At 63.9% G+C, this 17,977-nt stretch carries 15 protein-coding genes; 6 read left to right on the top strand and 9 right to left on the bottom strand.

What is annotated here, in order from left to right:
- Positions 1-55 precede the first annotated feature (55 nt).
- From Lysil_RS06370 to Lysil_RS06360, 3 genes are read left to right on the top strand one after another with little or no spacing between them, the layout of a single operon-like run.
- Positions 56-1,021 carry an ABC transporter ATP-binding protein gene (locus Lysil_RS06370; RefSeq protein WP_103075029.1) on the top strand — a complete coding sequence of 322 codons (966 nt, stop codon included), beginning with the start codon at positions 56-58 and terminating at the stop codon, positions 1,019-1,021.
- A complete protein-coding gene (locus Lysil_RS06365) occupies positions 1,018-1,779 on the top strand; it encodes an ABC transporter permease (protein WP_103074654.1) in 762 nt (253 codons plus the stop codon). The genes Lysil_RS06370 and Lysil_RS06365 overlap by 4 nt, the downstream gene beginning before the upstream one ends.
- A 30-nt stretch (positions 1,780-1,809) precedes the next feature.
- Positions 1,810-3,420, top strand: a complete 1,611-nt coding sequence (locus Lysil_RS06360) for an SDR family NAD(P)-dependent oxidoreductase (protein WP_103074653.1) — start codon at positions 1,810-1,812, stop codon at positions 3,418-3,420.
- 25 nt (positions 3,421-3,445) lie between these two features.
- On the opposite strand, the gene Lysil_RS06355 is transcribed toward Lysil_RS06360, so the two are convergent.
- Genes Lysil_RS06355 through hutU form a run of 3 tightly spaced genes read right to left on the bottom strand, consistent with a single transcriptional unit; the run spans position 3,446 to position 6,281 of the window.
- Positions 3,446-3,664 (bottom strand): polyprenyl synthetase, encoded by a 219-nt coding sequence (locus Lysil_RS06355; protein WP_103074652.1) that lies wholly within the window; start codon positions 3,662-3,664, stop codon positions 3,446-3,448.
- Positions 3,654-4,577: an ATP-grasp domain-containing protein gene (locus tag Lysil_RS06350; RefSeq protein ID WP_205756871.1), complete on the bottom strand. Its 924-nt coding sequence runs from the start codon at positions 4,575-4,577 to the stop codon at positions 3,654-3,656. Before Lysil_RS06350 ends, Lysil_RS06355 begins: the two co-directional genes overlap by 11 nt.
- Before the next feature lie 6 nt (positions 4,578-4,583).
- Positions 4,584-6,281: a urocanate hydratase gene (hutU, locus tag Lysil_RS06345; RefSeq protein WP_103074651.1), complete on the bottom strand. Its 1,698-nt coding sequence runs from the start codon at positions 6,279-6,281 to the stop codon at positions 4,584-4,586.
- Between the two features lie 142 nt (positions 6,282-6,423).
- On the opposite strand from hutU, the gene Lysil_RS06340 reads away from it, so the two are divergent.
- The gene (locus Lysil_RS06340) at positions 6,424-7,170 is read left to right on the top strand and encodes a class I SAM-dependent methyltransferase (RefSeq protein WP_103074650.1); all 747 of its coding nucleotides are present in this window, start codon (positions 6,424-6,426) and stop codon (positions 7,168-7,170) included.
- A gap of 49 nt (positions 7,171-7,219) precedes the next feature.
- Here the strand turns inward: Lysil_RS06340 and Lysil_RS06335 are convergent, their stop codons facing one another.
- The gene (locus Lysil_RS06335) at positions 7,220-10,234 is read right to left on the bottom strand and encodes a glycoside hydrolase domain-containing protein (protein ID WP_129588376.1); all 3,015 of its coding nucleotides are present in this window, start codon (positions 10,232-10,234) and stop codon (positions 7,220-7,222) included.
- A gap of 98 nt (positions 10,235-10,332) precedes the next feature.
- On the opposite strand from Lysil_RS06335, the gene Lysil_RS06330 reads away from it, so the two are divergent.
- Together Lysil_RS06330 and Lysil_RS06325 are read left to right on the top strand one after the other, a co-directional pair.
- A complete protein-coding gene (locus Lysil_RS06330) occupies positions 10,333-11,589 on the top strand; it encodes an alkaline phosphatase family protein (protein ID WP_103074648.1) in 1,257 nt (418 codons plus the stop codon).
- Positions 11,590-11,591: 2 nt separating this feature from the next.
- Entirely contained in the window at positions 11,592-12,095 is a 504-nt protein-coding gene (locus tag Lysil_RS06325) for a methylated-DNA--[protein]-cysteine S-methyltransferase (RefSeq protein ID WP_103074647.1), read from the top strand.
- Here the strand turns inward: Lysil_RS06325 and argH are convergent, their stop codons facing one another.
- Genes argH through Lysil_RS06300 form a run of 5 tightly spaced genes read right to left on the bottom strand, consistent with a single transcriptional unit; the run spans position 12,096 to position 17,955 of the window.
- On the bottom strand, positions 12,096-13,388 hold the full coding sequence (gene argH / locus Lysil_RS06320) for an argininosuccinate lyase (protein ID WP_103074646.1): 1,293 nt from the start codon (positions 13,386-13,388) through the stop codon (positions 12,096-12,098).
- Complete coding sequence (gene argC / locus Lysil_RS06315) at positions 13,385-14,353, bottom strand: N-acetyl-gamma-glutamyl-phosphate reductase (protein ID WP_103074645.1); 969 nt, start codon at positions 14,351-14,353, stop codon at positions 13,385-13,387. The genes argH and argC overlap by 4 nt, the downstream gene beginning before the upstream one ends.
- Positions 14,350-15,663: an acetylglutamate kinase gene (locus Lysil_RS06310; RefSeq protein ID WP_103074644.1), complete on the bottom strand. Its 1,314-nt coding sequence runs from the start codon at positions 15,661-15,663 to the stop codon at positions 14,350-14,352. The genes argC and Lysil_RS06310 overlap by 4 nt, the downstream gene beginning before the upstream one ends.
- Positions 15,660-16,748: an acetylornithine deacetylase gene (locus tag Lysil_RS06305; protein WP_103074643.1), complete on the bottom strand. Its 1,089-nt coding sequence runs from the start codon at positions 16,746-16,748 to the stop codon at positions 15,660-15,662. The genes Lysil_RS06310 and Lysil_RS06305 overlap by 4 nt, the downstream gene beginning before the upstream one ends.
- Positions 16,741-17,955, bottom strand: coding sequence for an argininosuccinate synthase (locus Lysil_RS06300; protein WP_103074642.1), 1,215 nt, complete (start codon positions 17,953-17,955; stop codon positions 16,741-16,743). Before Lysil_RS06300 ends, Lysil_RS06305 begins: the two co-directional genes overlap by 8 nt.
- Positions 17,956-17,977: the final 22 nt, after the last annotated feature.

The following is a 17,977-nucleotide window of genomic DNA, read 5'->3' as shown; positions in this document are numbered from 1 at the left end:
GTGCACCTGCAACGCGGTACGATGCGCCTTACTGCCATGAGCCGGGTTTCGCATGATGCCGAATGACGCGCCGTCCATTGTTTCTGTGCGCAACCTGAGCAAGACCTACGCTTCAGGCTTCCAGGCACTGAAGGACGTGAGCCTTGATATCCGTCGCGGCGAGATCTTCGCCCTGCTCGGCCCGAACGGCGCCGGCAAGACCACTCTGATCAATATCGTCTGCGGCATCGTCAACGCCAGTTCCGGCACGGTACTCGCCGACGGCCACGACATCGCCCGCGAGGCGCGGGCTGCGCGCATGAAGATCGGGCTGGTGCCGCAGGAGCTGTCCACCGATGCGTTCGAGAGCGTGTGGGCGACGCTGCGCTTCAGTCGCGGCCTGTTCGGCCGTCCGCCGGATCCGGCGCATTTGGAAAAGGTGCTGCGTGCGCTCTCGCTGTGGGACAAGCGCGACAGCAAGATCATGGCGCTGTCCGGCGGCATGAAGCGGCGCGTGCTGATCGCCAAGGCGCTGTCGCACGAACCGCGCATCCTGTTCCTCGACGAACCCACCGCCGGCGTCGACGTCGAGTTGCGCCGCGACATGTGGCAGATGGTGCGCGAACTGCGCGAAAGCGGCGTCACGATCATCTTGACCACGCACTACATCGAGGAAGCCGAGGAAATGGCCGACCGCATCGGCGTGATCCGCAAGGGCGAGCTGGTGGTGGTCGAGGACAAGCACGTGTTGATGCGCAAGCTCGGCAAGAAGCAGCTGACCCTGCAATTGCAGGCGCCACTGCAACGCATTCCGGAGGAACTGGCCGGCGAACCGCTGGAGCTGGCCGACGACGGCAATGCGCTGGTCTATACCTTCGACGCGCAGGCCGAACGCAGCGGCATCGCGACGTTGTTGCGACGACTCGGTGACCTCGGCATCGGTTTCAAGGACCTGCACTCCAGCGAGAGCTCGCTGGAGGACATTTTCGTCAGCCTGGTGCACGACGATCCCCGCGACGGTGGCAAGGAGGCGCGCGCATGAACATCCACGGCATCAAGGCCATCTACCGCTTCGAGATGGCGCGCACCTTCCGCACCCTGACCCAGAGCATCGCCTCGCCGGTGCTATCCACCTCGCTGTACTTCGTGGTGTTCGGCGCAGCCATCGGATCGCGCATGGGCGATGTCGACGGCGTGAGCTATGGCGCCTTCATCATCCCCGGCCTGCTGATGCTGTCGCTGCTCAACGAAAGCATTTCCAACGCTTCGTTCGGCATCTACATGCCGAAATGGGCCGGCACCATCTATGAACTGCTGTCCGCGCCGATCTCGCCACTGGAAATCGTGATCGGGTATGTCGGCGCCGCGGCGACCAAGTCGATCATGCTCGGCATACTGATTCTGGTGACCGCACGACTGTTCGTTCCTTACCACATCGCACATCCGCTATGGATGCTGTGCTTCCTGCTGCTGACTGCGGTGAGTTTCAGCCTGTTCGGTTTCATCATCGGCTTGTGGGCGGACGACTTCCAGAAGCTGCAGGTGGTGCCGCTGATGATTATCACCCCGCTGACTTTCCTCGGCGGCGCGTTCTATTCCATCAGCATGCTGCCGCCGCTGTGGCAGAAGATCGCGCTGTTCAATCCGGTGGTGTACCTGATCAGCGGATTTCGCTGGAGTTTCTACGGGATTTCCGACATCAACGTGGCGGTCAGTGCCATCGCGACGCTGGGATTCCTTGCGTTGTGCCTGGCGGTGGTGTGGTGGATTTTCCGGACGGGCTACAAGTTGAAGGTGTGAGTGGGAGACGGCAGGTATGATGGGCCGGAAATGCCAGATACGACATCACGACACTCCATCACTCCGGTAGCCGACACCGGCGACGTCCATCCCGGCGATCACCTGCACCATGCCCTTGCGCTGCTGGACGCGATCATCGCCGATCGCGACGTGCTCGATGCACTGCCGGCCGGGGATCGCGAACGCCTGCTGCAGGCCGTCGCGCTGGTCCACCATCCCGAACCGCGCGCACGACGCCGCAAGTCCAAGGACCAGGCGCGCGAGCGTGCACAGGAAAAGGCGCGTGCGACCGAGGCGCTGCTTGACCAGACCGGCATCCGCGCGTTGCGCCGCAAGCCGGTGTTCACCACCCCGAACTATTTCCCGCCGCAGCCCGCGGGCATGCATGATCCCGGCAATCGCGCCTCCGCCCCGGTGGCGCACAACACCTCGCCGGAACTCCTGCACTGCTACGTCTGCAAGCAAAAATACACGCACATCCATCACTTCTACGACCAGCTGTGCCCGACCTGCGCCGACCTGAATTTCTTCAAGCGCAGCGAGACCGCCGACTTGCACGGGCGCGTCGCGCTGCTGACCGGCGGGCGCGTCAAGATCGGCTACCAGGCCGGCCTGAAGTTGCTGCGTGCGGGCGCGTCGCTGATCGTCACCACCCGCTTCCCGCGCGATTCCGCGGCGCGCTATGCCGCCGAGCCGGACTTCGGCGCGTGGGGTCATCGGCTGGAAGTGTTCGGGCTGGACCTGCGCCACACGCCCAGCGTGGAGGCTTTCTGCACCCAACTGCTGGCCAGCCGCGAGCGCTTGGACTTCATCATCAACAACGCCTGCCAAACCGTGCGCCGCCCACCCGCGTTCTACGCGCACATGATGGAAGGCGAAACAGCCGCGCTACACACGATGCCGGCGGACGTGCGCAAGCTGCTCGGTGGTTACGAAGGCCTGCGCAGCGCCGAGCTGTTGCCGGGCGCCCGGCCCATTGCGCTCCAAACAGGCAGGCATGAGCTCGCAGGTGCCGCGGGCCTCGTCCACGCGGCCGAACTCTCGCAGGTGCCGCTGCTGGCCGATGAACTGCTCGGCCAGGAACATCTGTTCCCCGAGGGCCGGCTGGACCAGGACCTGCAGCAGATCGATCTGCGCGGGCGCAATTCATGGCGCCTGCAGATGGACGAGGTGCCGTCGGTGGAATTGCTGGAGACGCAGCTGGTCAACGCAGTCGCGCCCTTCATCATCAACGCGCGCCTGAAACCGCTGATGCTGCGCACGCCGGATGGTCAGCTGCCAACGCGCGACAAGCACATCGTCAACGTCTCGGCAGTCGAGGGCCAGTTCTACCGAAACTTCAAGACCACCAAGCACCCGCACACCAACATGGCCAAGGCCGCGCTCAACATGATGACGCGCACCGCAGCCGCCGATTACCACGGCGACGGCATTCACATGAACAGCGTCGACACCGGCTGGGTGACCGACGAAGATCCGGTCGAGATCGCCGCGCGCAAGATCGTCGAGGAACGCTTCCATCCGCCACTGGACATCGTCGATGGTGCCGCCCGCATCGTCGATCCGATCATCCACGGCATCAACACCGGTGAACACGTGTGGGGGCAGTTCCTGAAGGACTACGCGCCGACGGATTGGTGAAGCGCTTCGAACCGTCGGCAGTCGTTCAAGCCTTGAGGCCGGCCACGATCTCTGGCACGTCGAGGCCAATCTCGAGTTGTACGCGCACGTATTCGCGTTCCTTGCGGGTCAGCTTGCGGCCTACTTCGATGCGCACGTCCTCGGCCTGCAGGATGCGCAGGATTCTCGGCAACACCGAGCCGATGGCGTCGGGGCCATAGCCGGCTTCGCGCAGCGCGGCGCTGATGAGTGCTTCAACGTCCATGGCACATCGGTGATTCTCCCTTTTTGGCCTTTCGAATGTCCCTGCACAACGCCTGCGCGAACCCATCGCCCTGCGCCGGATCCACGCCCAGGTAAAAATCCGGTTCGATCAGCTCCGCCTCCATCAACAACCATTGCCCGTCAGCGTCGGGAACCATGTCGATGCGAGCGTACAACAACGGTTCGTTGATCGCGGCCAACACCTGTTCAGCCAACGCCAGCGCACCGGCCGGCGGTTCGGGCAATACGCGATACAAACCGCCGAACTGTTCCTGCACGCGGAACTCGCCGATGGGCGGGCGCTTGTTGACGGCATGACTCAATCGCCCCCCGAAATACAGCAATGACGTTTCGCCTTCGCTCTCGATGGTCGGCAGATAGGGCTGGATCAGCATCGTCATCCCGGACGATGGCTCGACGGCATCACCACGTTTCAGTCGCTGCGTTTTCCATGCGCCGCCGGACACCGCCGGCTTGACGATCAATTCGTCGGCGCCGGTTTCGGCGAACGCATGTTCGATCACGTCCCGGGTGATGTCATCGCTGCATATCGTCGGCGCGATCGCGATGCCGCGCGCCGCCAGTTCCAGCAGGTAGCGCTTGTCGGAATTCCACGCCAGCACGCGCGCGGGATTCGCCATCGCCACGCCACCGCGCAGCCAGGTGTCGCAAGCGCGCAACCAGCGCGAATGATCGTGATGGTAGCCCCAGGCCAGCAACGGCAGGACACGCGCGTATTCGTGCAATTTCGTGGCATCGTCCACATGCGCCGTCCATGGTGTCGGCACCATCTCGATGCCGACGTCGTCCAGCGCGCGCTGCAGGCGTGCCAGCACTTTCGGCCACAACTCGGGGTATGCGGTTTCTGCCGGATCAGGGACGAGGACGGCGATGCGGGTCATGGTCGAAGGCATCGCGAATCAACCTACCATCGGCAACTTCAGCCCCTGCTCTTTCGCGCACTCGATGGCGATCTCGTAACCGGCATCGGCATGGCGCATCACGCCGGTACCGGGATCGTTCCACAACACGCGGGCGATGCGCTTGTCGGCGGCTTCGCTGCCGTCGCACACAATCACCACGCCACTGTGCTGCGAATAGCCCATGCCGACACCACCACCGTGATGCAGCGACACCCAGGTCGCGCCGCCGGCGACGTTCAACATCGCGTTGAGCAACGGCCAGTCGCTGACGGCATCGCTGCCATCGCGCATCGACTCGGTTTCGCGATTGGGCGAGGCGACGCTGCCGGAATCGAGATGATCGCGGCCGATCACCACCGGTGCCTTCAGTTCGCCATTGCGCACCATTTCGTTGAAGGCGAGACCGAGCTTGTGGCGCAGGCCCAGACCGACCCAGCAGATGCGTGCCGGCAGGCCCTGGAAGCTGATGCGTTCGCGCGCCATGTCGAGCCAGCGATGCAGGTGGGGATCGTCGGGAATCAATTCCTTGACCTTGGCATCGGTCTTGTAGATGTCCTCCGGATCGCCGCTCAGCGCGACCCAGCGGAACGGACCGACGCCGCGGCAGAACAGCGGACGCACGTAGGCCGGGACGAAACCGGGGAAATCGAAGGCATTCGTGCAACCGACGTCGAAGGCCATCTGGCGGATGTTGTTGCCGTAATCGACCGTTGGTATCCCTTGCGCATGGAAGGCCAGCATCGCTTCGACATGCGTGCGCATCGACTGCTTGGCGGCATCGCGTACCTTGTCGGGATTGGCTTTCTGTTCGGCTTCCCATTGTTCCACTGTCCAGCCGATCGGCAGATAGCCATGCACCGGATCGTGCGCGGAGGTCTGGTCGGTCACGGCATCCGGACGCACGCCGCGCTTCACCAGTTCCGGCAGGATTTCGGCAGCATTGCCCAGCAATGCGATCGATTTTGCTTCGCCAGCCATCGTGTATTTTTCGATGCGTGCGAGTGCGTCATCGAGATCGCTGGCCTGCTCGTCGACATAGCGCGTCTTCAGGCGGAAATCGATGCTGCTCTGGCGACACTCGATGTTCAGGCTGCACATGCCCGCCAGCGACGCCGCCAGCGGCTGCGCGCCGCCCATTCCACCGAGCCCGGCGGTGAGCAGCCACTTGCCTTTCAGCGAGCCACCGTAGTGCTGGCGCCCCAGCTCGACGAAGGTTTCGTAGGTCCCCTGGACGATGCCCTGCGAACCGATGTAGATCCACGAACCCGCGGTCATCTGGCCGTACATCATCAGGCCCTTGCGATCGAGTTCGTTGAAGTGTTCCCACGTCGCCCAGTGCGGCACCAGATTGGAATTGGCGATCAGCACGCGCGGCGCATCGGGATGGCTGGGGAACACGCCGACCGGCTTGCCCGATTGCACCAGCAATGTCTCGTCATCGCCGAGCGTCTTCAGCGTTTCGAGGATCTTGTCGTAGCTGTCCCAGTCGCGCGCGGCACGACCGATGCCGCCGTAGACCACCAGATCCTGCGGGCGCTCGGCCACTTCCGCATCGAGATTGTTCTGCAACATGCGGTACGGTGCTTCGGTCAGCCACGAGCGGCAGTTCAGCGTGTTGCCGCGCGGTGCGCGGATATTGCGCGAAGGATCGTGGCGGGACGAAACGGGGCGTGCCGGGTGTGTCGAATCGGCCATCGCGGGACTCCAGACGGGATGCGTGCTGTGGGAATTCCGCGATTATCACCCAGTGCTGCCGCCCGGTCGCAGGCATGACCGATGGCAGTGGAGCGCGGGCAACGACCGGACTATGGTCAGAGCCCCGTCCCCGAGTCCCGCCATGAACAAGACGCTTCCCCTGCTGTCCGGCCTTGCGCTCGCCACCATGCTGATGACCGGCAGCGCTGCCGATCGCGGCATCCCCGCCTACGTGAAGGCAGCCGTCGCCGATCCCGCCCGCGTCGAGGATGCCAAGGTCGATGCGCGTCGCCACGGCGGCGAGATCGTCGCGTTCACCGGGGTCAAGCCCGGCGACAACGTGCTGGAACTGATCCCCGGCGGTGGTTACTTCACGCGCATCTTCAGCAAGACGGTCGGGGCGAAGGGCCACGTCTATGCCGTGTGGCCGACCGAATACGACGAGAGCACCGACAAGCTGCAGGCCGTGGCCGCCGCCAATCCCAACGTCGAAATCCTGAAGCAGGCGGCGGCCGCATTGACCGTGCCCGCGCCGGTGGACGTGGTGTTCACGTCGCAGAACTACCACGACTATCCCGACAAGTTCATGGGCCCGGTGGATCTGGCGAAGTTCAACGCGCAGGTGTTTGCCGCGCTCAAGCCCGGTGGCGTCTTCGTGATCGTCGATCATGTGGCCGCCGACGGCTCCGGCCTGCGCGATACCGACACCCTGCATCGGATCGACCCGGCCATCGTCAAGCAGCAGGTCGAAGCTGCGGGCTTCAAGTTCGCCGGCGAAAGCAAGGTGCTGCGCAACCCCGCCGACAACCACACGCTGAAGGTGTTCGACAAGGCGATCCGCGGCAACACCGATCAATTCGTCTACAAGTTCAGCAAGCCCGCGAAATAATCGCGGCTGGTATCCGCTTCCGCGTGTGCGGAAGCGGACGCTGCAACCGTCACTGCACGACCAGCAACCAGCCCTTGCCCGGTTCCAGCGGAATCGCTTCGTCGCGCTTGAAGGTGCGCGCCGGCTGGAAGCCTGCGATCGCCGCTGCGGTGATCGTCGCTTTCGCCGGATCGATCCCCAGCGCTTTCCAGTCGATCTGCAACGGCACCGACGTTGCCTGCGGTGCCCACGACGCGATCGCGATCATCGCCCTGCCCTGGCGCTGATACACCGTCGCCAACACATCCTTGCGGCCAGTCTTCACCGGCGCGTCCGGCGCCCACCAGCCGATCATCTCGGCCTGGTCGATGCCGAAGGCATCCCACGCTTTCCACAGCCTGCGCGGATCGCCGCCGGTCCACGGCATGCGGTTGGTCATGCCGAACACCATGCCGCGCCACGGATTACCGCCATCCTGCAGCATCTCGCCCATCAGCCCGTACGGAATGCCGGAAATTTCGGTGAGCCAGTACGCCGGCGACGTCTTCTGGTAATCGAAGTATTCGCCGAACCACAGGCGATCGAGATATGGCATCTGCTCCATGTACAGCAACGCGCTGGAATTCCAGCCATCGCGATCGTTGTACTGGTTGGCGGAATGCAGGTCGATCAGCGGATCGGGGCGATGCGCCGCCAACGCCTTGCGCACGCGCTTCATCGTCACCCGGTCGAAGGCGACGTCGTCGAGATAGAGACCATCGATGCCGACATTGCGTGCCAGCCAGTCCATCCCTTCGATGTAGTAATTGTTCCAGCGACTGGCACCGGAATTGATGATCGCGGCGTCGCGGATTTCCGGCACATGCCACGCCGGAATGTAATCGCCATCGAAGTGTTCCTGCAGCCACGACCAGCCACCGCCCTTGCCGGGACTGATGATCTCGGAACCGAGGCTTTCCAGCACCGGCACTTCCGGTGCGTGGTCGGACAGTTCGCGGATGGTGTTGTAGATCTTCACCTTCATGCCGCGCGCATGGGCGGCATCGATGTAAGCCTTCATCTTCGCCGGTTCGAGGAAGGGATAGTTGATCCACGGATTGATCGGCGTGGCGTGGTGGATGTTGACCACGGTGGCGCCGGCGCCGGTGATTTCATCCAGCGGCGCGTATTTGTGGAAGAAGCGCTGCGAGAAATGCCGTTGCGGGTTGATGGTCTTGAAAGGCGTGATCCGCAATTCGATGTCGTAATGCAAGGTTTCGCCGGCCTGCATCGTGCGCGGGCCGCTGAACGCGATCACGTCGTAACGATCGCCGGTGCGCGCCATGCAGATGCCGCCCTTGCCGCCGTTGTCCCATGACAGCGGCATCTTCAGCGGTTTGTCGTGGTAGAAATTGGTGTTGAGCGGACGCTCGTAACGATCGTCGCGCAGGCGGAATTCGAGCCCGGCGTTGACGTCGCCGATCCAGGCGCCGTCCTGGTTCTTCTGCACATCCCACTTCCAGTCGAAGCGATCGGTGGTTTCGTCGCCGGGACGACCGAGGCCGACCATGTAGCGCGCGCCATCGGCGGCGAAGGGAATTTCCAGACGGATGTCGCGCAACGTGGTCGCCTGCGTCGCCTTCAATGCGATGCGGTAGTGCAAGGAACCATCGGCCTCCAATTCACCCTGCACATCCTGCTGCAACGGCCCGACCTGCGATGCCGCGTTCCAGCGCACCCGCGCCGGTCCCAGTGTCTCGAATTTTGGAGATGCCGTGACGGTCGCGACATCCGCCTTGCCGCCGCCCTCCACCACCAGCTGCATCGGCGCGGCGAGCAAGGCACGCGGCGTGTTGCCGATCGACGTCATCCGCGGCGTGAACTCGCTGTCGATCGCGGCGGGCAGGCCATCGGCGCCGATACGCACATGGCGCCCGAGGATCGACAACACATCGCCCTGCACCTGCACCGGCGTGTACGGCGCGACCACGCTGTCATCCTGATACAGCGTCGAATCGAGCCAGTGCAGGCGCGTCAGATTCTGCGGCTGATCGTCGCCATGCGCCGCGATCTTCGCCACACCGACGTCGATCTCGATCGGCAAGCGCGCACTGCCGGCAGCCGTGCTCACGATCGCCGTGCCACGATAACGACCGGGTTTGGCATCAGCGGGAATGTCGAGGCCGAGCCACAATGGATCGATCCTGCCCTGCGCCACGTCATGACGCTGCGAGAACGGCTGCCCTTGATAGTCGGTGCCGCCCAGCGCGAAACGATGCAGTTTCGAGGTGTCGATCCGCGCGCCATTCGCACCCTGCAACGACGCCAGTTCGATGCGGACATCGTTCAAGGCACGGTTCGGCGTCCACAGTCCGAGCTGGAAACTCAGGAATTCACCGCGATCGGCGCCGAGATGCAAGGGCTTGCCCGGACCGCGCGCCGCCCAGCGTTGCGGCAACTGGTCGAACATCCGCACCGGATGGGCGCGATCCTCGCCGAACAGGAGGAACGCCGCCTGTTGCGCACCATGCAACACACGGGCGATTTCCGCAGGCGTGGCGATGCGTTCCATATCGGTGTAGGCGTCGAACGGATCGACCGCTTCATAGCCGGCGACTTTCGCCCGCGGCAATGCTTGCAGTTTCGCCGGCGATGTCGCGCCGATGCGCGCACTCCACGTCGGCGTGGCCGTGTCCTGCCATGGCTGATAGGCCAGCTTCGGATAATTGCGGCTGCCGGTCTGCGTGTACGGTTGGAAATAGATGAAATAACGACCGGCACCCTGCGTCGGCTCGAACACCAGCGTCGCCGTCGACTGATCGACATGACGACGCAAGACATTGGCGACCGGCTTGCCTGCAGCATCGGTGACGATGATTTTGTGCTCGCCGATGGCGCGATCGCGCAGTCGCCACGGGATGGTGACCTGCACCGCCGGCGCAGATGCAGCCACATCCACCGCATAGCGATGGTTGCCCAGCGCGTAGCGATCCCATTGTTCCACCGTGGTCGCGATCTTTTCGTCCTGCGCACTGGCACACGGCGGCAACATGGCGACGCCCAGCGCCAGCGCCGCCACGATCGGGCGCAAACGGGCCAGTCGCATTCCCCGCCGGATCGGCCGCGCCACCATCAACGAAAACGACACCATCGACCTGCTCCGGGATGCGAGAATGGTGATGTTAGGACAATCCGGTTCCCGCCATGCACTCGCAAGTCCGCCTGTCGAATTCCTTGCGTTTCCTGTTGTTGGCCATCCTGTTGCTGGCCGGCTGCGCCACCACCACGGCGCCGCCATCACCGCGACCTCCGGTATTGCTGATCTCGGTCGATGGCCTGCGCGCGCGCGACGTCACCCCGACGCTGATGCCCAACGTGTCGCGACTCGCAGCCCAAGGCGTGCTTGCCAGCGACGGCATGCGACCGTCGTTCCCATCGCTCACGTTCCCCAATCACTACACCATTGTCACCGGCCTGCGTCCCGATCATCACGGCATCGTGCAGAACACCATGCGCGATCCGCAGCTCGGCAGTTTCAAGCTCTCGAATGAAAGCGCCGTCGGCGACGGTCGCTGGTGGGGCGGTGAGCCGGTATGGGTGAGCGTCGAGAAAGCCGGCCTGCATTCCGCCACTTTGTTCTGGCCCGGCAGCCAAGCCGCGATCGCCGGCGTACGCCCGACGCGCTGGCAGAAGTACGACAAGTCCGTGACCACCAACGCGCGCGTGGATATCGTGTCGGCTTGGCTGGGCGAACCGGAAGTGACGCGCCCAGCCTTCATCACCCTGTATTTCGATGAAGTGGACGAGACCGAACACGAGCACGGGCCCGGTTCGCCAGAGGCCAACGCCGCGCTGCACGACACCGATGCCGCGATCGGTCGCTTGTTCGACGCCCTGCGCACGCGCGGACAACTCGACGCGGTCAATATCGTGCTGGTGTCGGATCACGGCTTTGCCAACGTCCCCCGCGATCATGTCGTCGCCGTCGAAGACGTGGTGACGAAACAGGAAGCCGAAGCTGTATCGCTGGGACAGGTGCCGGAATTCGCGCCCAATCCCGGCTTCGAAGCCATCGCCGAACGCAAACTGCTCGGCCGCCACGATCATTTCGAATGCTGGAAGAAAGCAGCGCTGCCACCGCGCTGGCATTACGGCAGCAACCCGCGCATCCCGCCGATCGTCTGCCAGATGGACGAAGGCTGGGACATGCTGGCGAAATCGGCTGTCGCGAAACGCCTGGAAGGCGGCGATCGCGGCTCGCACGGATACGATCCCGCGCTGCCATCGATGCGCGCGACCTTCGTCGCCCATGGTCCTGCCTTCGTTGCCGGGGCGCAGTTGCCGGTGTTCGACAATGTCGATGTCTATCCGTTGCTGATGCGCCTGCTCGGACTCGCGCCGCGACCCAATGATGGCGATCCACGCACCTTCAATGACGTGCTGACATCACGGGGAAAGTGAGGATGAAGACACTTCCCGTCCACTGGATGCACATCGACAGTCCGGTTGGCCGCTTGCTGGTCGCCGCCAGCGACGAAGGCATCCATGCAATCGAATTTCCGCGCAATCGCCATCCTGTGCATCGGGATGACGCGTGGATCGAAGCGACGCATCCGCTGATCGATGCAACGCGGCGCCAGCTCGGCGAGTATTTTGCCGGGAAGCGTGAAACGTTCGATCTGCCACTGGCACCACGCGGCACGCCATTCCAGTTGGCGGTGTGGAATGCCTTGCGCGAAATTCCCTTCGGCGCGACGTGGAGCTATGGCGATCTCGCCCGCCACATCGGCCAGCCATCGGCGGTGCGCGCGGTCGGCGCGGCGAATGGCCGCAACCCGATTCCGATCATCGTGCCCTGCCATCGCGTGATCGGCAGCGATGGATCGCTCACCGGTTTCGGTGGCGGCCTGCCGACCAAGGAATTCCTGCTCCGTCTCGAAGGCGCGTTGCCCACCGCGCTGATCTGATCAGCCGCGCAGTGCGTCCAGTCGCGCCTGCAAGGTCTCCAGTCGCAAGTCGCCATGACCGCCGGGCGAGACCCGCGCATTGAGGCTGGCCTGCGGATCGCCCTGCGCCCAACGCGCCGGATTCGCGGCCTCGCGATAGGCATCGCGGAACGGCAATCCTTCGCGCGCGAGCGCAATCGCGAGATCGGTGGCGTACATCGATGGCTCCAGCGCCTTCTCCATCGCCGATTCGTTCCAGCGCAGCTCGCGCAGCAAGGCCGGCAACAGCGCCAGCGCCTTGAGGCCGCGACCGAAGCCGTGCACCAGCGCGCCCTTGCTGAACTGAAGGTCGCGGTGATAGCCCGACGGCAGCGACAACAATTGTTCGATCTCCGTCTTCGCCGCAGCAACACTGGCGTAACTCGCGCGCATCAGCTCGATCACGTCGGGATTGCGCTTGTTCGGCATCAGCGAGCTGCCGGTGGTGTATTGCGCCGGCAAGGCGACGAACGCGAATTCACCGCTGGTGAACAGGCTGAGATCCCAGGCGAGGCGACGCAGGTCGAGCATCGCGCTGCCCAACGCTTCCAGTGCCGCCAATTCGAACTTTCCGCGCGACAGTTGCGCGCCTATCGGCGACAGCTGCAGGCGACCGAAATGCAAGGCGTCGGTGACGTGATCGCGATCGAGCCCAAGGTTGACGCCATAGCCGGCGGCGGTGCCCAGAGGATTGGCGTCGATCAGTCGATACGTATCGACCGCGCGCTGCGCATCGTCGATGAAACTTTCCGCCCACGCGCTCCACCACATCGCCGTGGACGACACCATCGCCCGTTGCAGATGTGTGTACCCGGCCAGCGGAACCGCCTTCTCGGCGCGCGCGCGCTCCAGCGCAACCGTTGCGGACTCGATGCACAACGCATGCAACTGGCGCAAGCGATCGCGCAGCCACAGGCGCGTCGCCACCAGCACCTGATCGTTGCGGCTGCGTCCGGTGTGGATCTTCTTGCCGGTTTCGCCGAGGCGTTCGATCAGCCGCGCCTCGATCGCCGAATGCATGTCCTCGTAGCGCTCGTCGAGCACGAAATCGCCGGCGGCGAAATCGTTGGCCAGCGCCTGCAGTTCGGCGTCGATGGCCGCGAACTCGTCCTCCGTCAGCACGCCGATCCGTTGCAGCCCCTGTGCATGGGCACGACTGGCCTCGATGTCGTACAGCATGAACTCGCGATCGAGGATGACGTCATCTCCGGCGAGGAAGCCTTGGATGTCGGCATCGACCTTGACGCCCGATTTCTGCCAGAGGAGATCGCTCATGCCTGTGCCTCGTGCCGTGCCACCTGCGGGATGATGCCTTCCAGTTCATCGAACCCGAAAGCGAGATTGAGGTTCTGCAACGCCTGCGTCGCCGCGCCCTTCAGCAGGTTGTCCAACGTCGACACCACCACCCAACGCTTGCCGCGATCGGCCGCGGTGAATCCGCCGACATGCACGCCGTGGGCATGCGCGATCCTGCTCACCCACGGCGCCTCGTCGAAGACGTCGACCAGGGCTTCGTTGGCGTAGCGATCGCGATACAGCGCCAACACTTCGTCGCGTTCGAAAGCGCGATCGAGATGCAGGTTGGCGGTAATGGTCAATCCGCGGAAATGTGGCGCGACATGCGGCATGAACTCCACCAGCGCGCAATGCCGCGTGACTTCGCGTTCGTGCAGATGGTCGGCGAGCGCATACGGCATGAGGTTGTCTCGCAGCTTTTCCGGATCGTTCTTGTCGCTCGGCGTGGTGCCGGCACCGGAATAGCCCGAGACGCCGAAACACTGCACCGGACCGGCCAGATGGTCGCGCAATGGCGCGATCGCCAACTGCATCGCAGTGGCATAGCACCCCGGATTGCTGATGCGGCGCTGGCCGTGATACTGCACACGCGTCAGTTCCGGCAGGCCGTAATACCACTCATCGTCGAAACGATAATCGGCGGAGAGATCGATGATCACCGGATCATCACCACGCTTGTCGATCTCCGCCACGCACTGTGCGGCCTTGCCGTTCGGCAGCGCCAATATGTAGGCATCGACATCCTCGCCCGGCAGCGCTTCATGCGAAAGATTGCGATAGTGCAATTCACCGGGAAATCCCGCGACATGATCGACCACGCGCTGGCCATCGCGTTCGCGCGACGACACGAAACCCAGCTCGAAATGCGGATGTGCCGCGATCAGGCGGATCAGCTCCTCGCCGACATGCCCGCGCGCACCGACCAGTCCGATCCGCTTCTTCATGCCGGTTCTTCCAGGGTCGTCGGGCGCGCCATCGCCTGCTCCACGCAGTCGCGGATCGCGACGAAATCCTCGATGCCGCACCAATAATATTTCCAGCGATCGCGCTTGACGCTGCCATCGGCCTCGCCATCGTAGAAAGCATTGATCGGATTGTAGCGACGCGAACGCCAGTACAACGCCGGTGTTTCGTCGCGCATCCGTTGCCACACCGCACGCCCGAGACCTTCGCCTTGCGCGTCATCGAGGACTGCGAACTTGTCGAGATAAGGACGTTCACGGTCGCCGATGAGGATCACCGCAGCGCGATAGTTCTCGCTGACGTAGGCGCGCAACAGCGTCGTGCGTTCGAAATATTCCGGCAGCAACTTGCGGCCGAATGCGGACTCGATCAATTCGCGCAAGCGCGGCACGTCAAGCTCGTCCCAGCGCGTCGCCTGCAACACGCGTTCGCCGCGCCGCACCAGCGTGCCCGAGCCCTTGTGGGTGAACAGCTCTTTCGCCAATTCGGACGGACGCGTGATCGACACTGACGACGATAGCGGCAAGGCATCGAGCAGATCCTTGATTTGTTCGATCTTGACGCGCATGCCGCCATGGATCCACGGCTGCGCCAGCAGGTGTTCGTATTCGGTCGACAGGTTGATCGAATCGATCACCCGATCCTTGTCGTCAAGCAAGCCGCCGGTGCCGGTGAGGAACACGATCTTGTACGGCTGCAAGGTCTTGATCAGCTCGTTCGCGGCCCAGTCGGCATTGACGTTGACGATCTGGCCGTCGGCGGTTTCACCGAGCGATGCGATCACCGGGATCGAACCAACCTTGATCGCGGCGTGGATGCCGTCCGTATCGACACGCGTCACCTTGCCGACCAGCCCGTAACGCGACTGATCGAGGAACGCGGTCTCGAAGATTCCGGACTGGATCGACGTCGCGCGCACGCCCTGCGCCTGCAACGCCTCGACCAGCTTGAGGTTCTCCTGGCGCATTACCCGTCGTACCACGGACAGTACCGGGGCATCCGTGTAACGCAGTCCGTCGACGGTGATTTTCTCGATGCCCGCCGCGTGCATCTCGGCATCGAGTTGCGGGCCGGCGCCGTGCACCACGATCGGCGTCAGGCCGACCTGCTGCAAGAACGCCAGCGACGACGTCAGTGCTTCGAGATCGTCGCGCAGCACCGCACCGCCGACCTTGACCACGGCGAATCGTCCCGCGTCGAGTTGCGAGAAACGCTTGAGGTATTGCTGGATTTCCTTGGTGCTGCCCATGCTGGACAGCAGGCGGACGATGGTGGTGCGCAGATCGGTCATGACATCAATCGTTGGTAATGGGTTGCGGCTTCGGAGAGTTGTTGCAACGACACCCACTCGTCGGCGGTGTGCGCTTGGGCGATGTCGCCCGGGCCATAGACAATCGCGTTCATGCCGGCCTGCGAGAACAGCGAGGCTTCCGTCCAGAAGTCGACGGCGGGGCCAACCGGCAACTGCAGTGATTCGGCGAACGCCTGTGCGGCGCGGCGACGCGATTCCGCGGCGCTGGCATCGCCCGCAGGTAGCGACGGACCGCGAAAGGTTTCCGCGTAGTCGCTACCATCGTCGGCAAAACTACGGAAACGCGCATGCAACGCGTCCATGTCCTGCGACGGCAGCGGACGGAAACCGAAACGGACTTCGGCTTGCGGCGCGATGATATTGGCCTTGATGCCGCCTTCGACGCGGCCGATGTTGAAGCGCAATCCCTGCAATCCGCCGAATGTTTCCGCTACCTGAGCCTGCACCAGATCGAGCGCCTGCGCGCCCCAGCGGATCGCCTGGTGCAATGCGCTGGCCTGCATCGCTTGCGCACCAGACGCATGGCCGGCGACGCCCTTGAACTCCATCCGCACCGCGCTGATGCCGCGATGCGCAAGTACCGCCGCGCCGCGTGTCGGCTCGCCGACGATCACATCACGAAAACCATGATCGCGCGCGAGAAACGCGGCGATGCAGCGCGGATCGTTGGCTTCCTCGTCGGTGGTGAAAAGGAAAGCGGCATCGCCCGTCGTCGCATTCGCCGCCGCGAGCAATCCCGCGGCCGCGCCCTTGATGTCGCAGGCGCCAAGGCCGATGGCACGATCGTCCGTCACCCGCAGCAGATGCGGATCGGCGCTCCAGTGCGGAGAATCCGGCACGGTATCGAGATGCACGTTGAACAGGAATTTGGGCTTGCCGCGCACCGCGAACAACGACACCGCGCCGGCGCCGTGATCGACCACCTCGACGGTGAAACCGGGCAACTGCGCACGCAGGTAGCCGAAGATCCCGTCTTCGACCGCGATCGCGCGCGGCGGATTGCGGGTGTCGAACGACACCAGCGCGGCGAGATGTTCCAGGGTGGCGGACGGCAGCTCAGTCATTGTCGTTCTGGTTGACCTCGGCCCACAGCGTGCTGCTCATGCCGAACAGCTTGATGAAGCCCTCGGCCTCTTCCACGCCCCAGTCGGCCGACTGCGCATAGGTCGCACCCTTGGCATGCAGGATGTGCGGCGAACGCACTTCCACCGCATCGACGCGCGCACCGGAGGTTTCCAGCACCACTTCGCCGTTGACCTTGCGCTGGCTCGACTTGAGGAAGGCCTCGAGATCGGCCTTGAGCGGATCGGAATAGAAGCCTTCGTAGACCAGCTCCACCCACTTGCGCGCGACCTCCGGCTTGAAGCGGTTCTGCTGCTTGGTCAGCACCGCTTCCTCCAGCGCGCGATGCGCGGCAAGCAGCGAGATCAATCCCGGCGCTTCGTAGACGATGCGACCCTTCAGGCCGATCGTGGTATCGCCGGTATACATGCCGCGGCCGACGCCATACGGCGCGAACAGCGCATTGAGCTTCGCCAGCAGCTGCGCGCCCGGCAGTGCCGCGCCGTCGATCGCCACCGCTTCACCCTCGATGAACTTCAGCGTCACCTGCAACGGTTTTGCTGGCCATTCGCTGCGCGGCTTGCACCAACCGCGCGACCCTTCACCCGGCGCCTTCCAGGCATCGATCTCGCCGCCGGACAGCGTCACGCCGAGCAGGTTCTCGTTGATGGTGTACTGCTGCTGCTTGGCGCGCACGCCGAAGCCGCGTTCTTCCAGATATTGTTGCTCGTAGGCGCGTGTCTGCGTGTGTTCCTTCTGGATTTCGCGGATCGGCGCGACGATGCGGTAATCGCCGCTGGCTTTCACCGCCAGATCGAAACGCACCTGGTCGTTGCCCATGCCGGTGCAACCGTGCGCGATCGCGTTGGTGCCGAGCGCATGCGCGCGTGCCAGCGCGGCATCGACGATCAGGTAACGATCCGACACCAGCAACGGGTACTGGCCCTGGTAGCCCTCGCCCGCCCACACGAACGGCTTGACGAAGCCGTCCCAGATCGCCGGACCACCATCGACGGTGACATGCGAGGCCACGCCAAGCTCTGCTGCACGCGCCTCGATGAAGGCGCGCTCCTCGGCGTCGACGCCGCCGGTATCGGCGAACACGGTATGCACGTTCCAGCCGCGTTCCTTCAGGTAAGGCACGCAGAAACTGGTGTCGAGGCCGCCGGAAAAGGCGAGGACGATGTCCTTGGATTCAGAAAGTGTCATCTGGAATATCTCGAAATATTGA

It is taken from the genome of Solilutibacter silvestris, assembly GCF_002895945.1.
Classification (GTDB): Bacteria; Pseudomonadota; Gammaproteobacteria; order Xanthomonadales; family Xanthomonadaceae; genus Solilutibacter; species Solilutibacter silvestris.
This window is presented reverse-complemented; position numbering and strand designations above follow the sequence as displayed.

Coding starts and splice junctions, on each gene's coding strand:
- Lysil_RS06370 (WP_103075029.1), top strand. CDS start 56: ATGCCGAATGACGCGCCGTCCATTGTTTCTGTGCGCAACCTGAGCAAG.
- Lysil_RS06365 (WP_103074654.1), top strand. CDS start 1,018: ATGAACATCCACGGCATCAAGGCCATCTACCGCTTCGAGATGGCGCGC.
- Lysil_RS06360 (WP_103074653.1), top strand. CDS start 1,810: ATGCCAGATACGACATCACGACACTCCATCACTCCGGTAGCCGACACC.
- Lysil_RS06355 (WP_103074652.1), bottom strand. CDS start 3,664: ATGGACGTTGAAGCACTCATCAGCGCCGCGCTGCGCGAAGCCGGCTAT.
- Lysil_RS06350 (WP_205756871.1), bottom strand. CDS start 4,577: ATGCCTTCGACCATGACCCGCATCGCCGTCCTCGTCCCTGATCCGGCA.
- hutU (WP_103074651.1), bottom strand. CDS start 6,281: ATGGCCGATTCGACACACCCGGCACGCCCCGTTTCGTCCCGCCACGAT.
- Lysil_RS06340 (WP_103074650.1), top strand. CDS start 6,424: ATGAACAAGACGCTTCCCCTGCTGTCCGGCCTTGCGCTCGCCACCATG.
- Lysil_RS06335 (WP_129588376.1), bottom strand. CDS start 10,234: ATGCGACTGGCCCGTTTGCGCCCGATCGTGGCGGCGCTGGCGCTGGGC.
- Lysil_RS06330 (WP_103074648.1), top strand. CDS start 10,333: ATGCACTCGCAAGTCCGCCTGTCGAATTCCTTGCGTTTCCTGTTGTTG.
- Lysil_RS06325 (WP_103074647.1), top strand. CDS start 11,592: ATGAAGACACTTCCCGTCCACTGGATGCACATCGACAGTCCGGTTGGC.
- argH (WP_103074646.1), bottom strand. CDS start 13,388: ATGAGCGATCTCCTCTGGCAGAAATCGGGCGTCAAGGTCGATGCCGAC.
- argC (WP_103074645.1), bottom strand. CDS start 14,353: ATGAAGAAGCGGATCGGACTGGTCGGTGCGCGCGGGCATGTCGGCGAG.
- Lysil_RS06310 (WP_103074644.1), bottom strand. CDS start 15,663: ATGACCGATCTGCGCACCACCATCGTCCGCCTGCTGTCCAGCATGGGC.
- Lysil_RS06305 (WP_103074643.1), bottom strand. CDS start 16,748: ATGACTGAGCTGCCGTCCGCCACCCTGGAACATCTCGCCGCGCTGGTG.
- Lysil_RS06300 (WP_103074642.1), bottom strand. CDS start 17,955: ATGACACTTTCTGAATCCAAGGACATCGTCCTCGCCTTTTCCGGCGGC.